Genomic DNA, 13,683 nt, shown 5'->3' on the forward strand with positions numbered 1-13,683 from the left:
TTCCATGGAACTTTTTGAGCAATAAACCAGTTTAAAAACCAACACCTGATTTGCTATGAAAAAAAAGGGATTTCTAATCGACATGGATGGAGTCATCTACAAAGGCAGTGAACCAATTCCCGGAGCCGTAGAATTTATTAACGGGCTGAGAGAAAAAGGCCTGCCCTTTCTCTTTCTTACCAACAATAGCCAGAGAACCAGCAGAGATGTATGTTATAAGCTGAATAAGATGGGCTTTAAGGTAAATGATACTGATATTTTTACCTGCGCCATGGCTACCGCCAGGTACCTGGCTTCCAAGAAAGAAAACGGTACCGCCTATGTGATCGGCGAAGGAGGTTTGCTGACGGAGTTGTATAATGCAGGTTATTCTATAGTAGATGATCAGCCGGATTATGTGATTATCGGGGAAGGAAGAACCATCATGCTGGAATCTGTTGATAAAGCGATCAACATGATCATGAAAGGCGCTAAATTAATTGCCACCAATCTTGATCCCAATTGCCCCATGGGCGATGGTAAATACAGGGCAGGTTGCGGCGCATTGGTAGCCATGCTGGAATTTGCCAGTGGTATCAAGGCTTTCAGCGTGGGTAAGCCCAGCCCGGTGATGATGCGCATGGCGCGTAAAGCGTTGCAGCTCACCACAGATGAAACGGTGATGATTGGTGATACCATGGGAACAGATATCCTGGGCGCAGGCTCTATGGGCTTTACCACCGTGCTTACCTTATCTGGCGTAACCCATGAAAGCGATCTGGCGCACTTCGGTTATTCGCCTGATTTTATTATTAAATCCGTGAAAGACCTGCTGGATGAAGAGCTGTTTATGAAAGTGATGGGAGCGCACGCATTTGCGGAAGTTTATTAATATTATTACAGGGGCGCCTGTATAGCGCCCCTGCTTTTTACTACGCCTGCTGATTATAAGCAGCGGCAAAGTCCTTCGCAAAATGATGCAGGGAATCAATGCTGCCGGCGGCGTTGTGCCGGTGTTCCCGGTAGCTGCCCAGCAGCTTGTCTTCCCTCAACGCCATCCCGATTTCCAGTACATATACGCTGGCCATTTGTTCGGTAAGGCCGTTCTGCATCAGCCCATATAACAAGTCGTTGTCAGGGAACTCTATCCATGCCAGTTCCGGCCGGCCGATAGCATTGCCCAGTATGGCCGCTACTTCGGCGCCGGTGATCTCGTGGCCAATATAACGTATATGCTTTCCCGTGAACGAGCGCGTATCCAGCGCTTCCGCCGCTACTATGGCAATATCGCGGGGATGGGTAAGCACCATGTTGACCGATGCATCAAAATTATTACCGATGATGCCCTGTTGTTTTATCATAGGAATACTACCAAAGAAATTTGTGTAAAACATGCCGGGCCGTAAATGGAGTACATGCGTACCCGTTAGTTCGTTCAATTTTGCTTCCACATAGTGGTTAGCCCCTGCAGGACCAGCGCCGTTTGCCAGGTGAGCGCCTACGCTGCTGAGGTTTACCACGTGGCTGATGCCGTTTTCTGCAATGGCCCGGGCGTAGTTATCTCCTACCTGCCGCATATATTCCCGGATGTCTGCCGCCTGGAAACCTGGCGGTATCATCGTGTATACAGCGTCAGCGTCTTTAAAGGCGCTGCGGAGAAACTCCGGGTCGTCAACAGACCCGATGGCAGGAATGGCCTGCAGGGCCTCGATCGCTTTTATCCTTTCAGGGTTATGACTTACTATGGTTACGCTATGCCCGGCGGCAATCAATTGCTGTGCCAGCGGTAAACTGATATTTCCCAATGATCCTGTTAAAGTAATTTTCATAATTTGTTTGTTTATTTGTTGCTTGCACAAAAGTAGATTTGTACTTACTTTTGTACAAGTACTTACCCTAAAGTATGTATCATGACAAAAGTAAAAGAAGCCTCTGTAATACAGGCCAACAAACAGGCCGCCTTTAATGAATGCCCGGTTACGTATGTGATGGAGAAGATCGGCGGCTACTGGAAGCCTATCATCCTGTTTCAATTGCTATCCGGCGCCAAACGTTACAGCGATCTGAGAAAAGGTATCCCTGCTATCACGGAAAAAATGCTGATCCAACATCTCAAACAACTGGAAGCAGACAACCTGATAGTACGTATAGCCAAGCCCGTGGTACCGCCACATGTTACTTACAGCTTAACAAAAACAGGCGCCAACCTGAAGCCGGTTTTATATGCCATGGCAGTATGGGCGGTGTCTGACAGCAAAGAAAATTCAAAAGTATTCGCCAGGAACCTGAAGAACTTTCCCGGTATTCATTAAACCCACATCATCATGAAAAAGATCCGTTCCCTGTTCCTGCTATGCAGCATGCTCATTACAGGATATTACAGCCATGCACAAGAGGCCACCATACGGGAGGGCGTCCACAATTTTACCCTCCAGTGGATTGGATGGGATAACCCCGGCAAAGTGCAGATCAGGAAAAGTAAAGACGGTAATTATACCGTGAAAGGGGAGCAGCGCGATCCGCAGGGCGGCGGCTTCGTTACTATAGATGGGATACTGAAAGTGGTATCCGCCAGGGAACTTACCTTTGAAGGCACCATTCAAACCATGGATAAAAACCTGAATGGCGGAAAGGTATGCGATAAAACCGGCACTTATCATTTCCTGGCCAAGGGTACCCGTAAATACTGGCGCCTGCAGGAAATGGATAACTGTGAAGGGAATAATGTAGTAGATTATGTAGATATATTCTTTTAACAAAAATGGGTCGGTTTGTAATGCCCTCAAAAGTGTTCGGCTTTTGGGGGCATTTTATTTAAACAGCCTCTTTTTTTATTTCCGGCAGTTCATATATCCTCACTTCCCCGCTGTTATGTGTAATCAGCAACTGCCCTTGTGTAGTTACCCGTACTATTATGATATCCCCGCCATAATCAAGAATAGCAGCAGGATCCTTAGTGGGGGCACCGGCAGAATCATACGCCCTGATATCGCAGCCCTCCGGCAACAGTTCACCAAAGCAGGAGAGTGTATTACGGTCTACCAGCAGTAACCTGCCAAACCTCGTATATACAAGGAAAGTTTCGTTATTGATAAACAGCGCAATATAATTTACATCATCGGGATCTTCAGCTGCTTTATACCGGTCGTTGATATCAAACAATATTTCCTGCGGTAGTTCCGCTGCTTTCTCTATACCCGGGAAAGAGAACAATTGAATGGGCTCGCTATAATGCGGCGCGGTAATAAATATTTTCCCATCGGGAGAAAAATTCCCCGCCACCCGGTCGTGGCATTGTGTTAGTTCCTCTATCGTCATGGCTTCATCGCTGAAAGTAACAAGATAGAGTGTAATGCTGTCCTGGCCGGCGGGAGTTTCCAGCAGGAATTTATTTTTATCCGGGGTGGAATGAAAATTATAGGCGCACTCCTGGCTGGTTTCCAGCGGATGGCTATCTATTATGGCGAAATCTGATAACCGCAGCCGGTGCAGGGTATCCTGCTCTTCGGGCGATACGAACCACATAAATTTTGCATCAGCAGAAAAGAAACAGCCGGAGCCCAGGAAATGATACCAGGGGGCGTGGTCATATTGCCAAAGCAATTCCCCGTTGTGATCTGTTATTCTTATGGCCGTTTCCCCGGAAAGCGCTATCAGCCTGTTGTCGGGGGAGGCTGTTATTTCGCAGTTAACATAGTTGATCGTTTGCGCCTGGAGATCTTTACGCCACATCTCCTGCAGCGAAGCATCCAGCCTGATCACTTCGGGTTTTGCGCTGAAGTTGAGTAAATACCCGCCATCCGGCAACATAGCAATGCCGGATGGGTTTTGTGGTAATGATAACTTGTGAGAGATGGGTAATGATATATTCCTGAATGTTGCCATAATCTTTTTGCAATGAGCACTAAAGATAAGATGGCTGCTCTATCAAAAAAAATCAGCGGTAGCCTTTCTCCCGAAAAACTACCGCTGATGAATATTTCTTATCACTGAACCGCGGCCGTAGTGGTTATTCCATCCCGCAGGTGGTGGGTGTTGAGGTAATTGATCAGCGCTTCCGGGTGATCCGTTTGTACGCCCTGTATGCCCTTGTTCATAGCCGCCTGCCAGTCGGCCGGCCCTTCCGTGGGCGTTTGCACATCCAGCCAGATGGCGGCATTATACTTCCGTGCAACCGCCATCATTTCAGGGGTGGTAATATTATCGAATACGGCTATACGCACTTTTTTCAGGAAGTTATCCAGCTGTTCCGGTGTGCTGATCCCATCCGGTAAACTGGCCATCAGCGGCACTTCCGGCGCAGTGTTGCGCCAGGCCTTGTATTGTTCTTTTTCATTGAGATATACGATCACCTGTTTTTCCATACCCGCTGCCTGCAGTTGTTTCCAGGTTTCAGGAACATCGGCGGCTTTAAAGTCGAGGTAAATATTCAGCCTGCCTTTACATGCCTGCAATGCTTCCGCAAAGGTAGGCACCCGGTATACTTTTCCATCGGTGCTACGTACCTGCAATTGTTTTATCTCTGCCAGTGTGAGGTCGGCTACATTGCCTTTGCCATCCGTCATTTTATCTACCGTGGCATTATGCATGAGCACCAGCTGCCCGTCTTTTGTGGTGCGGAGGTCCAGCTCTGCATAATCTGCCCCGCAGCGAATGGTTTCTTCAATAGCTGCCACGGTATTTTCCGGCACCGCCACATGGTTGCCCCGATGCGCTACCACCACGAATTTATTTCGTGTAGCCGGCAACGTTTGGGCGTGGCTATTAACGGCAAAGCAGCAGACCGCTGCCAGGTATATGGCTGCTTTCATCAGAGAATGGCTTTAGTATCGGTTACGAATACACGCGTACTAACGGTATAGGTACCGCCGGTGGCGTTCTGGTATTTCAGGTCTACATAAAAAGCGCGGTAGCCGTTGGAGGGAAGGGTAGTGGTCACTTTTACCTTAGACTGATGCGCCTGTCCCAGGCTTTTGGATTCCCATTTATCGTTACGGAAATCCAGGTCGGAAGAATTGGCCGACCACAGGATCACATCCAATAAGCGGTCCGGCGTAGCTTTGGCAGTAAGCTGTACTTTGCCGCTGTGCGTGCTGGTGGTCCAGCTGCAATCAGGATAAGCCTGTTTGCTCAGCGTCATACCAAAGAAAGCGCTGAGGCCCTGGAATGCCTGTACTTTATCACCCAGATTATGACCGGCATTAGGTACATAGTTAATCAGGTTTTTACCGGGAATGCTGTCTATATAATTTTTAATATTATCTACTACCCAATATTCATCATTAGTACCCATGAAAATCATTTTGGGAATGGATAAATTGCTCCGGTAAGAGTAGGGATCGATCATGGTGTTGATAGCCTGGCCTTCGGTGGTATGCGCCGCCTGTGGAATGCCCAGTTTCACGTAGTCTTCTATCTGCACACTATATTCTTTCCATGTTTTAATCTGGTAGTCCAGGCTTACCGGCATATTCAGTACATCAATCACCATCGGTGCAATAGCCATTACACGGCTGTCGTTAGCGCCGGTGAGCCAGGTGGTCCACCCACGTTTGGAAGCGCCGGATACCACGAAGCCATTCACTTTGCGGTGAAGGTTGTTCATGCCAAACTCCTGGATCACATCCATGGCACGCACCGCGCTTTTCACCATGGGAAATAACAACGGCCAGTTGTAGTCGCCATCTTTTTTGAACTGGTGAAGGGTATAGGAAATGAGCGCATCTTCCGTTAATTTACCAAACAACGGCTGATTGGGCGTTTGCCGTAAAACGGCGGTGATAGCGTGATTGATCACTGCTACTTTTCCCATCTGCTGGTACAGCTCATCTTCGGGGCCATTCCAGTTGGGCATGCCTTCTTTTACGGAGCCGCCGGTAATGAACAGCAATGCGCCATCGTATTTAATATCATCGGGTACCAGGATGGTGAGCTGGTGTTTCCAGGTATATTCCCGCCATTGCTGCGAGGTAAGCAGTACGTTATAGCCTTTACCGTTAGTGATGTTGAAGGAATCTTTCAGTTCCCATTTAAACGAGGTATCTCCGTTGTTCAGGTAACTTTTAAGCGCGGTAGCGGGTGTTACTGTTTGCTGCGCAAAAATGTTGGCCTGGTTCAGCAGGAGCACAAACATGGCAGCGGCATTTAAAAAGAGTTGCTTCATATCCGGATAAATTGTTTGAAGGGTTTAGTGAAATATAAGAAATTACCATGGTTTTCCGGTGCCCTGGATCACCCAGGGTTTGGACCAGGGACTGTTTTTACTGCCATTGGCGCCAAAGGAAGAATAGCTGGTTACTTCCAGCCGGCCGGCGGCGGCTTCCATATTGGCTTTATTCAGGTTACGTTCTTCCAGCATATAGTACAAACGCACCGGCAGCACCGGGCCTTTGGCGTAAGGGCCGGCATGCAGTACAGGGAAGCCTGTTCTCTTGTAATCGGCCCAGGCTTCGGTGGCGGCGGTCCAGCTGGCCATCCATTTCTGCACAATGATCTGCTCCTGTGTGTGATTGAATTTTACAGCGGGCTGCGCGAGATAAGCGGCAGCGTTGGCACCTACGCCCCAAACATTCAGCGATGCCTGTATGCCTGCGTTATAGTGCGCTTCAGCATCGCCGGCGGCCCATCCTTTCACGGCGGCTGCTTCCGCCAGGATAAAATGTACTTCCGACGCGGAAATGATCCTGGCCTTCAGCAGGGGGCCTTTCGGTTGCTGGTAGATATCGTTCAGCCAGGAAACATGCGGGTTACGGGAAGCCTGGCTGGCATCGGGGCTGAGGTTATATACGGCAGGACCAGAAATGGCCGGCGGCAATCCCACATAATTTTCATCCTGGTTAATATCGTTGATGGTAAGCCCTTTGGAAGCCAGTACATCCGGGGAGATGTATCTTACCTTCCGTGGAACGCCGGCTATCACGGTGTCTGTGGCTTTATATACGTTGCCGGTGCCGGCTGGTTTGGTATCATCTACCAATAAAAAACACTGTACTTTATTAGCCCATACGCCCAACCGGGGATCATGCCTTAACTGCAGCGCATTTACAAGAGTGGCGCACATTTTTAAGCGGCGGTAATTGCTGCTGTCGGTATCGTAGGCTACATTCGCCGGCCATGAATCCGCATTGCTGTTGCCCGGAAAAGACATAGCGGCATCTTCTGAGCCATCTGTATTAAGGATCAGCGGATATTGCGCCGGATCTGCCACTATTTTTTCAATACCGGCTTTGGCAATGGCAGGCAGCTTTTCAGACAGCCGCATATAATAGCGCAATGCCAGGGAATTGGCCATTTTACGCCATTTCACCGGGTCGCCCTGGTAGTATACATCCACGGCATCAATGGGGTTGGAATAGGCGCTTTTAGGCTTTGAAAGCAGGGTGTTTGCTTTTTCAAGATCAGCGAGTATGCCGGCGTAAATAGTTTGCTGCGGATCAAATACCGGCAGTGTGGTTTCCGGGGTGCCGTTTTCCCCCTGCAGGGCAAAGGTATAGGGCGCATCGCCCCACAGGTCGGTGATGAGGCCAAAGAGCAGGGATTTCATCACCAGCGCCACGCCCTGGTGCAGTTCACTGTTCAGCGCTACGCCGCGATTGTATACCAGCTGGTTATTCCGCAATACATCGTAGTAACCGGTCCAGCTGTTGGAGCCCGACCAGTCGTATTCGTTATGCGTGGTGGTCCAGCCATCTTTCTGCGTGTGCTGCATCACGCCAGCCATATCCTGGTAGCCCAGCGTTACCAGCTGCATACCGGCGGTGGTGAGCACGGTAGACAATACCAGGTTGGGATTGGTGGTAGCGGGATTAGCGCCGTTGGGGTTTTCGTTCATACTGATCAGGTCCTTTTTACAGGAAGCGGCAGATAAACAAAGGAGCCCGATGCAGAGTATAATTGATGTACGCACTGTTTTCATATATCAGGATTAAAGAAGCTCTTAAAAAGTAACGTTCAGTTTAGCGCCCACGGGAATGGCCCAGGGAGTAACATTGTATCTTTCAATGCCCTGTTTGAACTGCATGCCCGAGCCCTGCACCGCGGTGGAAGGCTGGTAGGCGTTTTCAGGGTCGATGCCGATTTTGGCGGCCGTCCACAGGATAATGTTCCTGCTGTATACAGAGAAACTGGCGCGTTGCAGTTTGGCGGTACGGATCAGCTGTTGCGGGAGTTCGTAAGTGAGCGATACTTCCCTCAGCTTCAGGTACGATGCAGGAAATAAGAACGCTCTTGTAAACGACCACGCGGTGCTGCCGGCATAAGGCAGCGTAAGCGTTCCGTCGTTGCCCAGGTTTTCCGTATAGCCGGTAGGGTTACCATTGCTGTCGTATCCCTTCGCCCTTACACCGGGAATAAATACGCCGCCATAAGGGAGTACATACGGACCATAGGTAAACGGGAAGCTGTTGTATTCCGGCGTAGGCCCGCCCACAAGCGGGAAGTTATTGCCGGAAGGGATCACCAGCTGATCCTGGTGGCTCACCAGGTAATCGCGCAGTTCCTGTCCTTTCATATTGCCGGGGTTGGTGAGCTTATCGAGGAACAGTTGTGAGTTGCCATGTTCTTCTCCATAACGGTAAGTTTGTGAAACAAAATCACCGCCATTTCTCCAGTCGAATGTCATGTTCAGTGTAAAGTTTTTATAGGAGAAAGAAGTTTGCAAACCCATGATAAAGTCGGGGTTAAAATTGCCGATCTTATTTTTTGTATTGATGGCGTCTATACTTTGCCATTTACCGGTGTTATCCAGTATGGGATAGCCATAGTAAGGAGATGATTTGTCTGTAACCGTTACCAGCTGCGCATCGTAGATGTCGCCGATGTCTTCCCCCACATAAGTCCATGCGCCGCCTTTGCCTTCTTCCCAAAGCGTATAGTAAGGCATATCATCAGGCAGCGAAATAATGCGGGTCCGGTTGCGGGTGAAGTTCACATTCACATCCCATCTCCAGTTCCTGCTTTCTACAGGTGTGCCGCCCAGCGTTAATTCAATGCCCCTGCTCCTGAGTAAACCCGCATTGATGCTGCGGGAAGAGTAGCCGGAAGAAGGTGGTGTTTTAGGGCTGAAGATCTGGTTCTTGTTTTCAACGATATAGTAAGTGCCGGAGAAACGGAGGCGGTTCCTGAATAAATTAATGTCGGTCCCGCCTTCATAGGAAGTGGCTATTTCCGGTTTCAGGAAAGGGTTCAGCAGGGTGCCGGAAGTGGTAAGCCGGGGTATATTGCCCCAGGCGCCCACGCTGCTTAGTGTAGCTGCCAGCTGGTAGGGAGCGGCATCGTTACCTACCTGTGCGGCGCCGGCCCTGAATTTTACGAGGTTGATCTTATCGGAAGTAAGATGCGCCATTTCATTTACCAGCAGGCTTAGCGAGGCAGATGGATAAAAATAGGACGCTGCTTGGGGCAGGGTGCTGGACCAGTCGGTACGACCGGTTACATCCAGGTAGGCCATTCCTTTATAGCCCACATTCAGCATACCATATACGCTGTTCACACCTCTTTCAAAAGTGCTGCTGTAATAGTTGAGATTGGCAGGCGCAATATTCTGGATCGTATACACTCCCGGCGTATTAAGCCCTGTACCGTCTTTGGTGGAAGTGGTGGTGTTACTGCCTGTCTGGTAACGCATATTGCCGCCGGCGGAAACAGAGAAATCAAAATGACGGATCACTTTTTTATAGGTAAGCAATACATCCATGTTCCGCTCGTAATTATCAAGGTTGATGATGCCATAGGCGCCACCTGGGTTATTCAGATAGCTGTTGGCAATTTTTGTTTCCCTTTTTTCGCCGTAGGTATCCAGTGAGTAGCGTGCCATAAAACTTAGAGAGGGCAGTATTTTCCAATCGGCCCGTATATTCCCGAACAACCGGTCTCTTACAAATCCATTCTTTACCTCATACGCCAGGAAGTAAGGATTATTGAATACGCCGTTGTACTGGGTGCGTTGCTGCAGCCCTTCCTGGCCGGGCATCCAGTAGTTGGCCAGGTCGCGCACATCAATATGCGGGGAGATGCTGTACACCGCCTGCAGGGGATTGGCGCCACGATCGCCCGCAGCGCGGTTGTTGGAGTTGTTGCGGCTGAAATCGATGTTGGTGCTTAAACTGATCTTTGCGTTCACCTGTAAGGCGGAGTTCAGGCTCAGCGTATTTTTATACAGGTCGGTATTGGGAATGATCCCTTTGTTCGACATGTTGGCATAAGCAATACGATAGGAGAGCTTATCATTGTTGTTGGCAACAGAAGCACCGGCAATAGTGGTAATGCCGGTGTTAACGAAATTCTTTACGTTGTTCTTATGCGAGACGAGCGGCATGGGGATCTTTTTGCCGCTGGCATCGAGTGGACTGTTCCATTGCACTTCTTCATAGCCCATATCCAGCTCGGCGCCGAAAGTAGCGTCTACATTCTCCTGGATGATGGTGCCAAAGGGATTGGTGAGCAGGTTGCCGCTACGGGAAAAAGGAATGCCCGCCAGCTGGCCGGAACCGAATTTCGTTTGCCACTTCAGGTATTTATAGGGAATATCGAACACCGAGTTAACGTAGGCATCTACCGTTACCTTATTTACTTTCTTACCGGTTTTGGTGGTGATCAGCACTACGCCGTTACCTGCGCGGGACCCGTATAAAGCCGCGGCGCTGGGGCCTTTCAGGATGGTAACGCTTTCAATGTTATCGGGGTTGATATCTGAAATAGCATTGCCATAGTCCACCATATTATCCTTGCCGATCTGGCTGATGTTGTTAACGGTGTTGGCCACCGGTACGCCGTCTACTACGAACAAGGGCTGGTTGTCGCTGCTGAGGGAGGTGGCGCCGCGAATGATCATACTTACAGAGGAGCCGGTGCCGCCGGTGGAATTGATGGTAACGCCTGCTACTTTGCCCGACATGGAGTTGAGCAGGTTTTCCTGTGGTATGCGGTTAAATTCTTTGCCACCCAGTTCTTCCACGGAGTAACCCAGGGCTTTCTTTTCCCTTTTAATGCCCAGTGCGGTTACCAGTACCTGGTTTAACTCTTCTACTTTTTTTTTCAGTACCACTGATAGGGATAACCTGCTGGAGTCGTTGATCATATATCCCCGAAGGGTATCTGTAGTATATCCCATCTGCGACAGCACAAAATGATAGGGGCCACCGGCAGGTAATTTAATAAAGGTAAAAATGCCTTTTTCATTGGTGACGGTGCTGGCCAGTACTTTATTATCTGCATCTTCTATCTTCACCATTACGCCGGGAAGCGTTTCATTGCTTTCATTTTTTATCATACCAATGGCAGCAGGACGGGTATTTTGCGCCAGTACAGTTCCGGGAGTTAATTGCCACAGCAACAACAACAACCAGGTGATGGTTGCGCAGCAGGAAGGTTTGGTTTTTACACACATAAAATTTTCATTTTAGGCAAAAGGAAGTTTGTGCAGCCTCGTGGAGGTTGCGGGTGTTGTAAGTATGGGAAAATATTTTTCCGGGATTATTGTACTATGTAGATAACATCATCTTTCTGATTAATAGTAAGATTGTTTAACGTACCAATAGTTGCCAGAAATTCTTTTAATGTTTCTTTGTTACTGTCGAATGTACCGGTGAAATTCATGCCTGTAAGGCTGTTTTCCGTGTATTGAATCTTTACATGATATTTTTCGGAGAGCTGCCTGAAAACGCCAGCCAGCGGTTCGTTGTTAAAGGTGATAATTTCGTTTACCCGTACCCGTATTTTATCTTTTTGAATGCTGACAGCCGTATTCACAGTGGCCATTTTCTTTTGCAGGTTATAGCAAAGCTCCTGGCCAGGTGCCAGGTATACGTCTTTTACAGCGGCCTGTTCATGCTTTACTACTACCTTGCCGCTGATCAGCTGTACCTGTATAATATTTTTTTGTTTCCATGCTGTTATTTTAAAAACAGTGCCTAAGGCGGTGGCGCCCAACTGACCGGCGTGTACGGTGAAGGGATGGTTTTTATCAGCGTGTACCCTGAACAAGGCCAGGCCTGTTAAATAAAGCTCCCGGTGGTTGCCGGTAAATGGTTCCGGGTATTTCACTTCGCTTTGCGGCGCCAGTTCCACTATACTACCATCGCTTAGCTGCAGGAGCATCATTTTCTTTGTGTTATTTACCAGCGTGCGTAATGCAACCGTAGCTACCATATTTACCGGTTTTGCCGTGGCAATTTTCTCCTCCGGGGAAGAACGTAAGATAGTCCATAACAGCCCGCCGGAAATGAGCAGCGCCACCGCTGCTGCCGCTGTATACCAGCGTGTGTTGGAATGCTTTTTCTGAAAGGTATGCGCTTCGATCACCGTCATCATTTTACCGGAAACGGCTTCAGATAATTGTTCGCCGGTTTGAAAAGAATGCCAGCTCTCTTCTGTTAAATAAGGTTGTAAAGCTTCCGGATGTTGTGCAATGTATTCTTTCACCCATTGCTTTTCTGCTTCACTGCATTCATCCCGGAGAAACTTTTCAATAAGTATTGCTGAATGCTTCATAGTATGTATTCGTTTGAAAAGAGGAAATCCCTCACTCGTCATATTTACTTAACAAATGAAGAGGAGCAGCAATAGCAGCAGGGAGTTTTTCAGTTGCCGGATGGCGCGCACAATGTGATTTTCCACTGTTTTTGGGGAGATGGATAACTGCCTGGCAATTTCTTTATGCGGGAGCCCTTCAAAGCGGCTGAGTTTAAAAACATTCTTCCGGATGGGGGATAGTTGTTCTATACTGTTATACACCCGGGTCAGTTCTTCCTTCACCGTGATGTCTGTTTCCACGTGCCAGTTGGTGTTATCCCTTACCAGTATTTCTGTGTGGCGGTTGCGTACCTGTTGTTTGCGGAGCAGGTCGGTCATCACGCTTTTGCCTATACGAAATAACTGTGTGGAGATGCTGAAGCTCATAGAAAGTTTTTCCCGTTTTTCCCAGAGAAGGATGAAAGTAAGCTGCACAGTTTCTTCCGCTATGTATACGGAGTGTGTACATTTCAGAACGTAGAAGTAAAGTTTTGTATGGTACTGTTGGTATACCTCTTTAAAACTTTCGATATTCCCATTGATAATATCCTGTACAATACTTTCCATAATTGCCAGCAAATATCTGATCAGCCTAAACAAGATACAAGGAATTACCGATTATATTATTGTTATTTTCAACAATAGTATCCGATATCTCCGGCGGTTCATTTTATTTCTTCAGTTTTAATATAAGTGGTACTGTGGCTACACCCGGGATGGTTACCGTAAGGGAAAGATCCAGGTTAGTGCTGCTGATATTTTCAATCCAGTGCGGATCATTCTCACTTTTTGCGGATACGAGTTTTAACACGGAATCATGTACATCCAGGTTCCAGGTGCCGCTGTTGCCTGCTACCGGGAGTATCAGCGTGGTACAGCCTTCAATGGTAAAGGAGCCGTCTTCATTAAACCGGTAGGTGTTATCCGCCGTGCAGGTGAGCTGGGCGCCACCGGGCCCCAGCAGGGGAGCCAGCGCCAGGATGCTGCTGCCTTTGGGAATGTTCTTTTTATTCAGTTTAACGTCTACAGCCAGCACGATGTCCTGTTGTTTCCAGGTGCCCTTCACCAGGTCATATTTAGGCGATTTCAGGGGCGTTGCAGGCTTATCTTTTTTACAGGCTCCTGTAAGTAAACAAAATACAGGCAGCATAAATAATAGATAAGGGGGGATAAAAAAGCGCATGAGTGTTGGTA

At 48.5% G+C, this 13,683-nt stretch carries 12 protein-coding genes; 3 read left to right on the forward strand and 9 right to left on the reverse strand.

Features of this window, described 5'->3' with window-relative positions:
- The first annotated feature begins 55 nt into the window (after window positions 1-55).
- On the forward strand, window positions 56-871 hold the full coding sequence (locus VIM72_RS00190; protein WP_332000854.1) for an HAD-IIA family hydrolase: 816 nt from the start codon (window positions 56-58) through the stop codon (window positions 869-871).
- 40 nt (window positions 872-911) lie between these two features.
- Here VIM72_RS00190 and VIM72_RS00195 read toward each other — a convergent pair whose 3' ends face one another.
- Window positions 912-1,808 carry an NmrA family NAD(P)-binding protein gene (locus VIM72_RS00195; RefSeq protein ID WP_332000855.1) on the reverse strand — a complete coding sequence of 299 codons (897 nt, stop codon included), beginning with the start codon at window positions 1,806-1,808 and terminating at the stop codon, window positions 912-914.
- Between the two features lie 81 nt (window positions 1,809-1,889).
- Between VIM72_RS00195 and VIM72_RS00200 the strand changes: the two genes are divergently transcribed.
- Together VIM72_RS00200 and VIM72_RS00205 are read left to right on the forward strand one after the other, a co-directional pair.
- The gene (locus VIM72_RS00200) at window positions 1,890-2,291 is read left to right on the forward strand and encodes a helix-turn-helix domain-containing protein (RefSeq protein WP_332000856.1); all 402 of its coding nucleotides are present in this window, start codon (window positions 1,890-1,892) and stop codon (window positions 2,289-2,291) included.
- Between the two features lie 12 nt (window positions 2,292-2,303).
- Entirely contained in the window at window positions 2,304-2,735 is a 432-nt protein-coding gene (locus VIM72_RS00205; RefSeq protein WP_332000857.1) for a hypothetical protein, read from the forward strand.
- Window positions 2,736-2,793: 58 nt separating this feature from the next.
- On the opposite strand, the gene VIM72_RS00210 is transcribed toward VIM72_RS00205, so the two are convergent.
- The 8 genes from VIM72_RS00210 to VIM72_RS00245 form a co-directional block, all read right to left on the reverse strand.
- A complete protein-coding gene (locus tag VIM72_RS00210; protein WP_332000858.1) occupies window positions 2,794-3,864 on the reverse strand; it encodes a hypothetical protein in 1,071 nt (356 codons plus the stop codon).
- A gap of 101 nt (window positions 3,865-3,965) precedes the next feature.
- Complete coding sequence (locus VIM72_RS00215) at window positions 3,966-4,790, reverse strand: glycerophosphodiester phosphodiesterase family protein (protein WP_332000859.1); 825 nt, start codon at window positions 4,788-4,790, stop codon at window positions 3,966-3,968.
- The gene (locus tag VIM72_RS00220; RefSeq protein WP_332000860.1) at window positions 4,790-6,142 is read right to left on the reverse strand and encodes a PhoPQ-activated pathogenicity-related family protein; all 1,353 of its coding nucleotides are present in this window, start codon (window positions 6,140-6,142) and stop codon (window positions 4,790-4,792) included. Before VIM72_RS00220 ends, VIM72_RS00215 begins: the two co-directional genes overlap by 1 nt.
- A 42-nt stretch (window positions 6,143-6,184) precedes the next feature.
- Window positions 6,185-7,894, reverse strand: a complete 1,710-nt coding sequence (locus VIM72_RS00225) for a SusD/RagB family nutrient-binding outer membrane lipoprotein (protein ID WP_332000861.1) — start codon at window positions 7,892-7,894, stop codon at window positions 6,185-6,187.
- Window positions 7,895-7,915: 21 nt separating this feature from the next.
- Complete coding sequence (locus tag VIM72_RS00230; protein WP_332000862.1) at window positions 7,916-11,365, reverse strand: SusC/RagA family TonB-linked outer membrane protein; 3,450 nt, start codon at window positions 11,363-11,365, stop codon at window positions 7,916-7,918.
- Window positions 11,366-11,451: 86 nt separating this feature from the next.
- A complete protein-coding gene (locus tag VIM72_RS00235; RefSeq protein WP_332000863.1) occupies window positions 11,452-12,468 on the reverse strand; it encodes a FecR family protein in 1,017 nt (338 codons plus the stop codon).
- Window positions 12,469-12,516: 48 nt separating this feature from the next.
- Window positions 12,517-13,056, reverse strand: a complete 540-nt coding sequence (locus VIM72_RS00240) for an RNA polymerase sigma factor (protein ID WP_332000864.1) — start codon at window positions 13,054-13,056, stop codon at window positions 12,517-12,519.
- A gap of 103 nt (window positions 13,057-13,159) precedes the next feature.
- A partial coding sequence (locus VIM72_RS00245) for a hypothetical protein (protein WP_332000865.1) occupies window positions 13,160-13,683 on the reverse strand: 524 nt, incomplete at its 5' end.

The sequence above is a fragment of the Chitinophaga sp. genome, assembly GCF_036569185.1.
Taxonomy (GTDB): Bacteria; Bacteroidota; Bacteroidia; order Chitinophagales; family Chitinophagaceae; genus Chitinophaga.

What these genes read in the sequence shown, in the direction of transcription:
- VIM72_RS00215 (WP_332000859.1), bottom strand. Translation starts at nt 4,790, where the DNA reads ATGAAAGCAGCCATATACCTGGCAGCGGTCTGCTGCTTTGCCGTTAAT.
- VIM72_RS00200 (WP_332000856.1), top strand. Translation starts at nt 1,890, where the DNA reads ATGACAAAAGTAAAAGAAGCCTCTGTAATACAGGCCAACAAACAGGCC.
- VIM72_RS00240 (WP_332000864.1), bottom strand. Translation starts at nt 13,056, where the DNA reads ATGGAAAGTATTGTACAGGATATTATCAATGGGAATATCGAAAGTTTT.
- VIM72_RS00230 (WP_332000862.1), bottom strand. Translation starts at nt 11,365, where the DNA reads ATGTGTGTAAAAACCAAACCTTCCTGCTGCGCAACCATCACCTGGTTG.
- VIM72_RS00210 (WP_332000858.1), bottom strand. Translation starts at nt 3,864, where the DNA reads ATGGCAACATTCAGGAATATATCATTACCCATCTCTCACAAGTTATCA.
- VIM72_RS00195 (WP_332000855.1), bottom strand. Translation starts at nt 1,808, where the DNA reads ATGAAAATTACTTTAACAGGATCATTGGGAAATATCAGTTTACCGCTG.
- VIM72_RS00190 (WP_332000854.1), top strand. Translation starts at nt 56, where the DNA reads ATGAAAAAAAAGGGATTTCTAATCGACATGGATGGAGTCATCTACAAA.
- VIM72_RS00235 (WP_332000863.1), bottom strand. Translation starts at nt 12,468, where the DNA reads ATGAAGCATTCAGCAATACTTATTGAAAAGTTTCTCCGGGATGAATGC.
- VIM72_RS00225 (WP_332000861.1), bottom strand. Translation starts at nt 7,894, where the DNA reads ATGAAAACAGTGCGTACATCAATTATACTCTGCATCGGGCTCCTTTGT.
- VIM72_RS00205 (WP_332000857.1), top strand. Translation starts at nt 2,304, where the DNA reads ATGAAAAAGATCCGTTCCCTGTTCCTGCTATGCAGCATGCTCATTACA.
- VIM72_RS00220 (WP_332000860.1), bottom strand. Translation starts at nt 6,142, where the DNA reads ATGAAGCAACTCTTTTTAAATGCCGCTGCCATGTTTGTGCTCCTGCTG.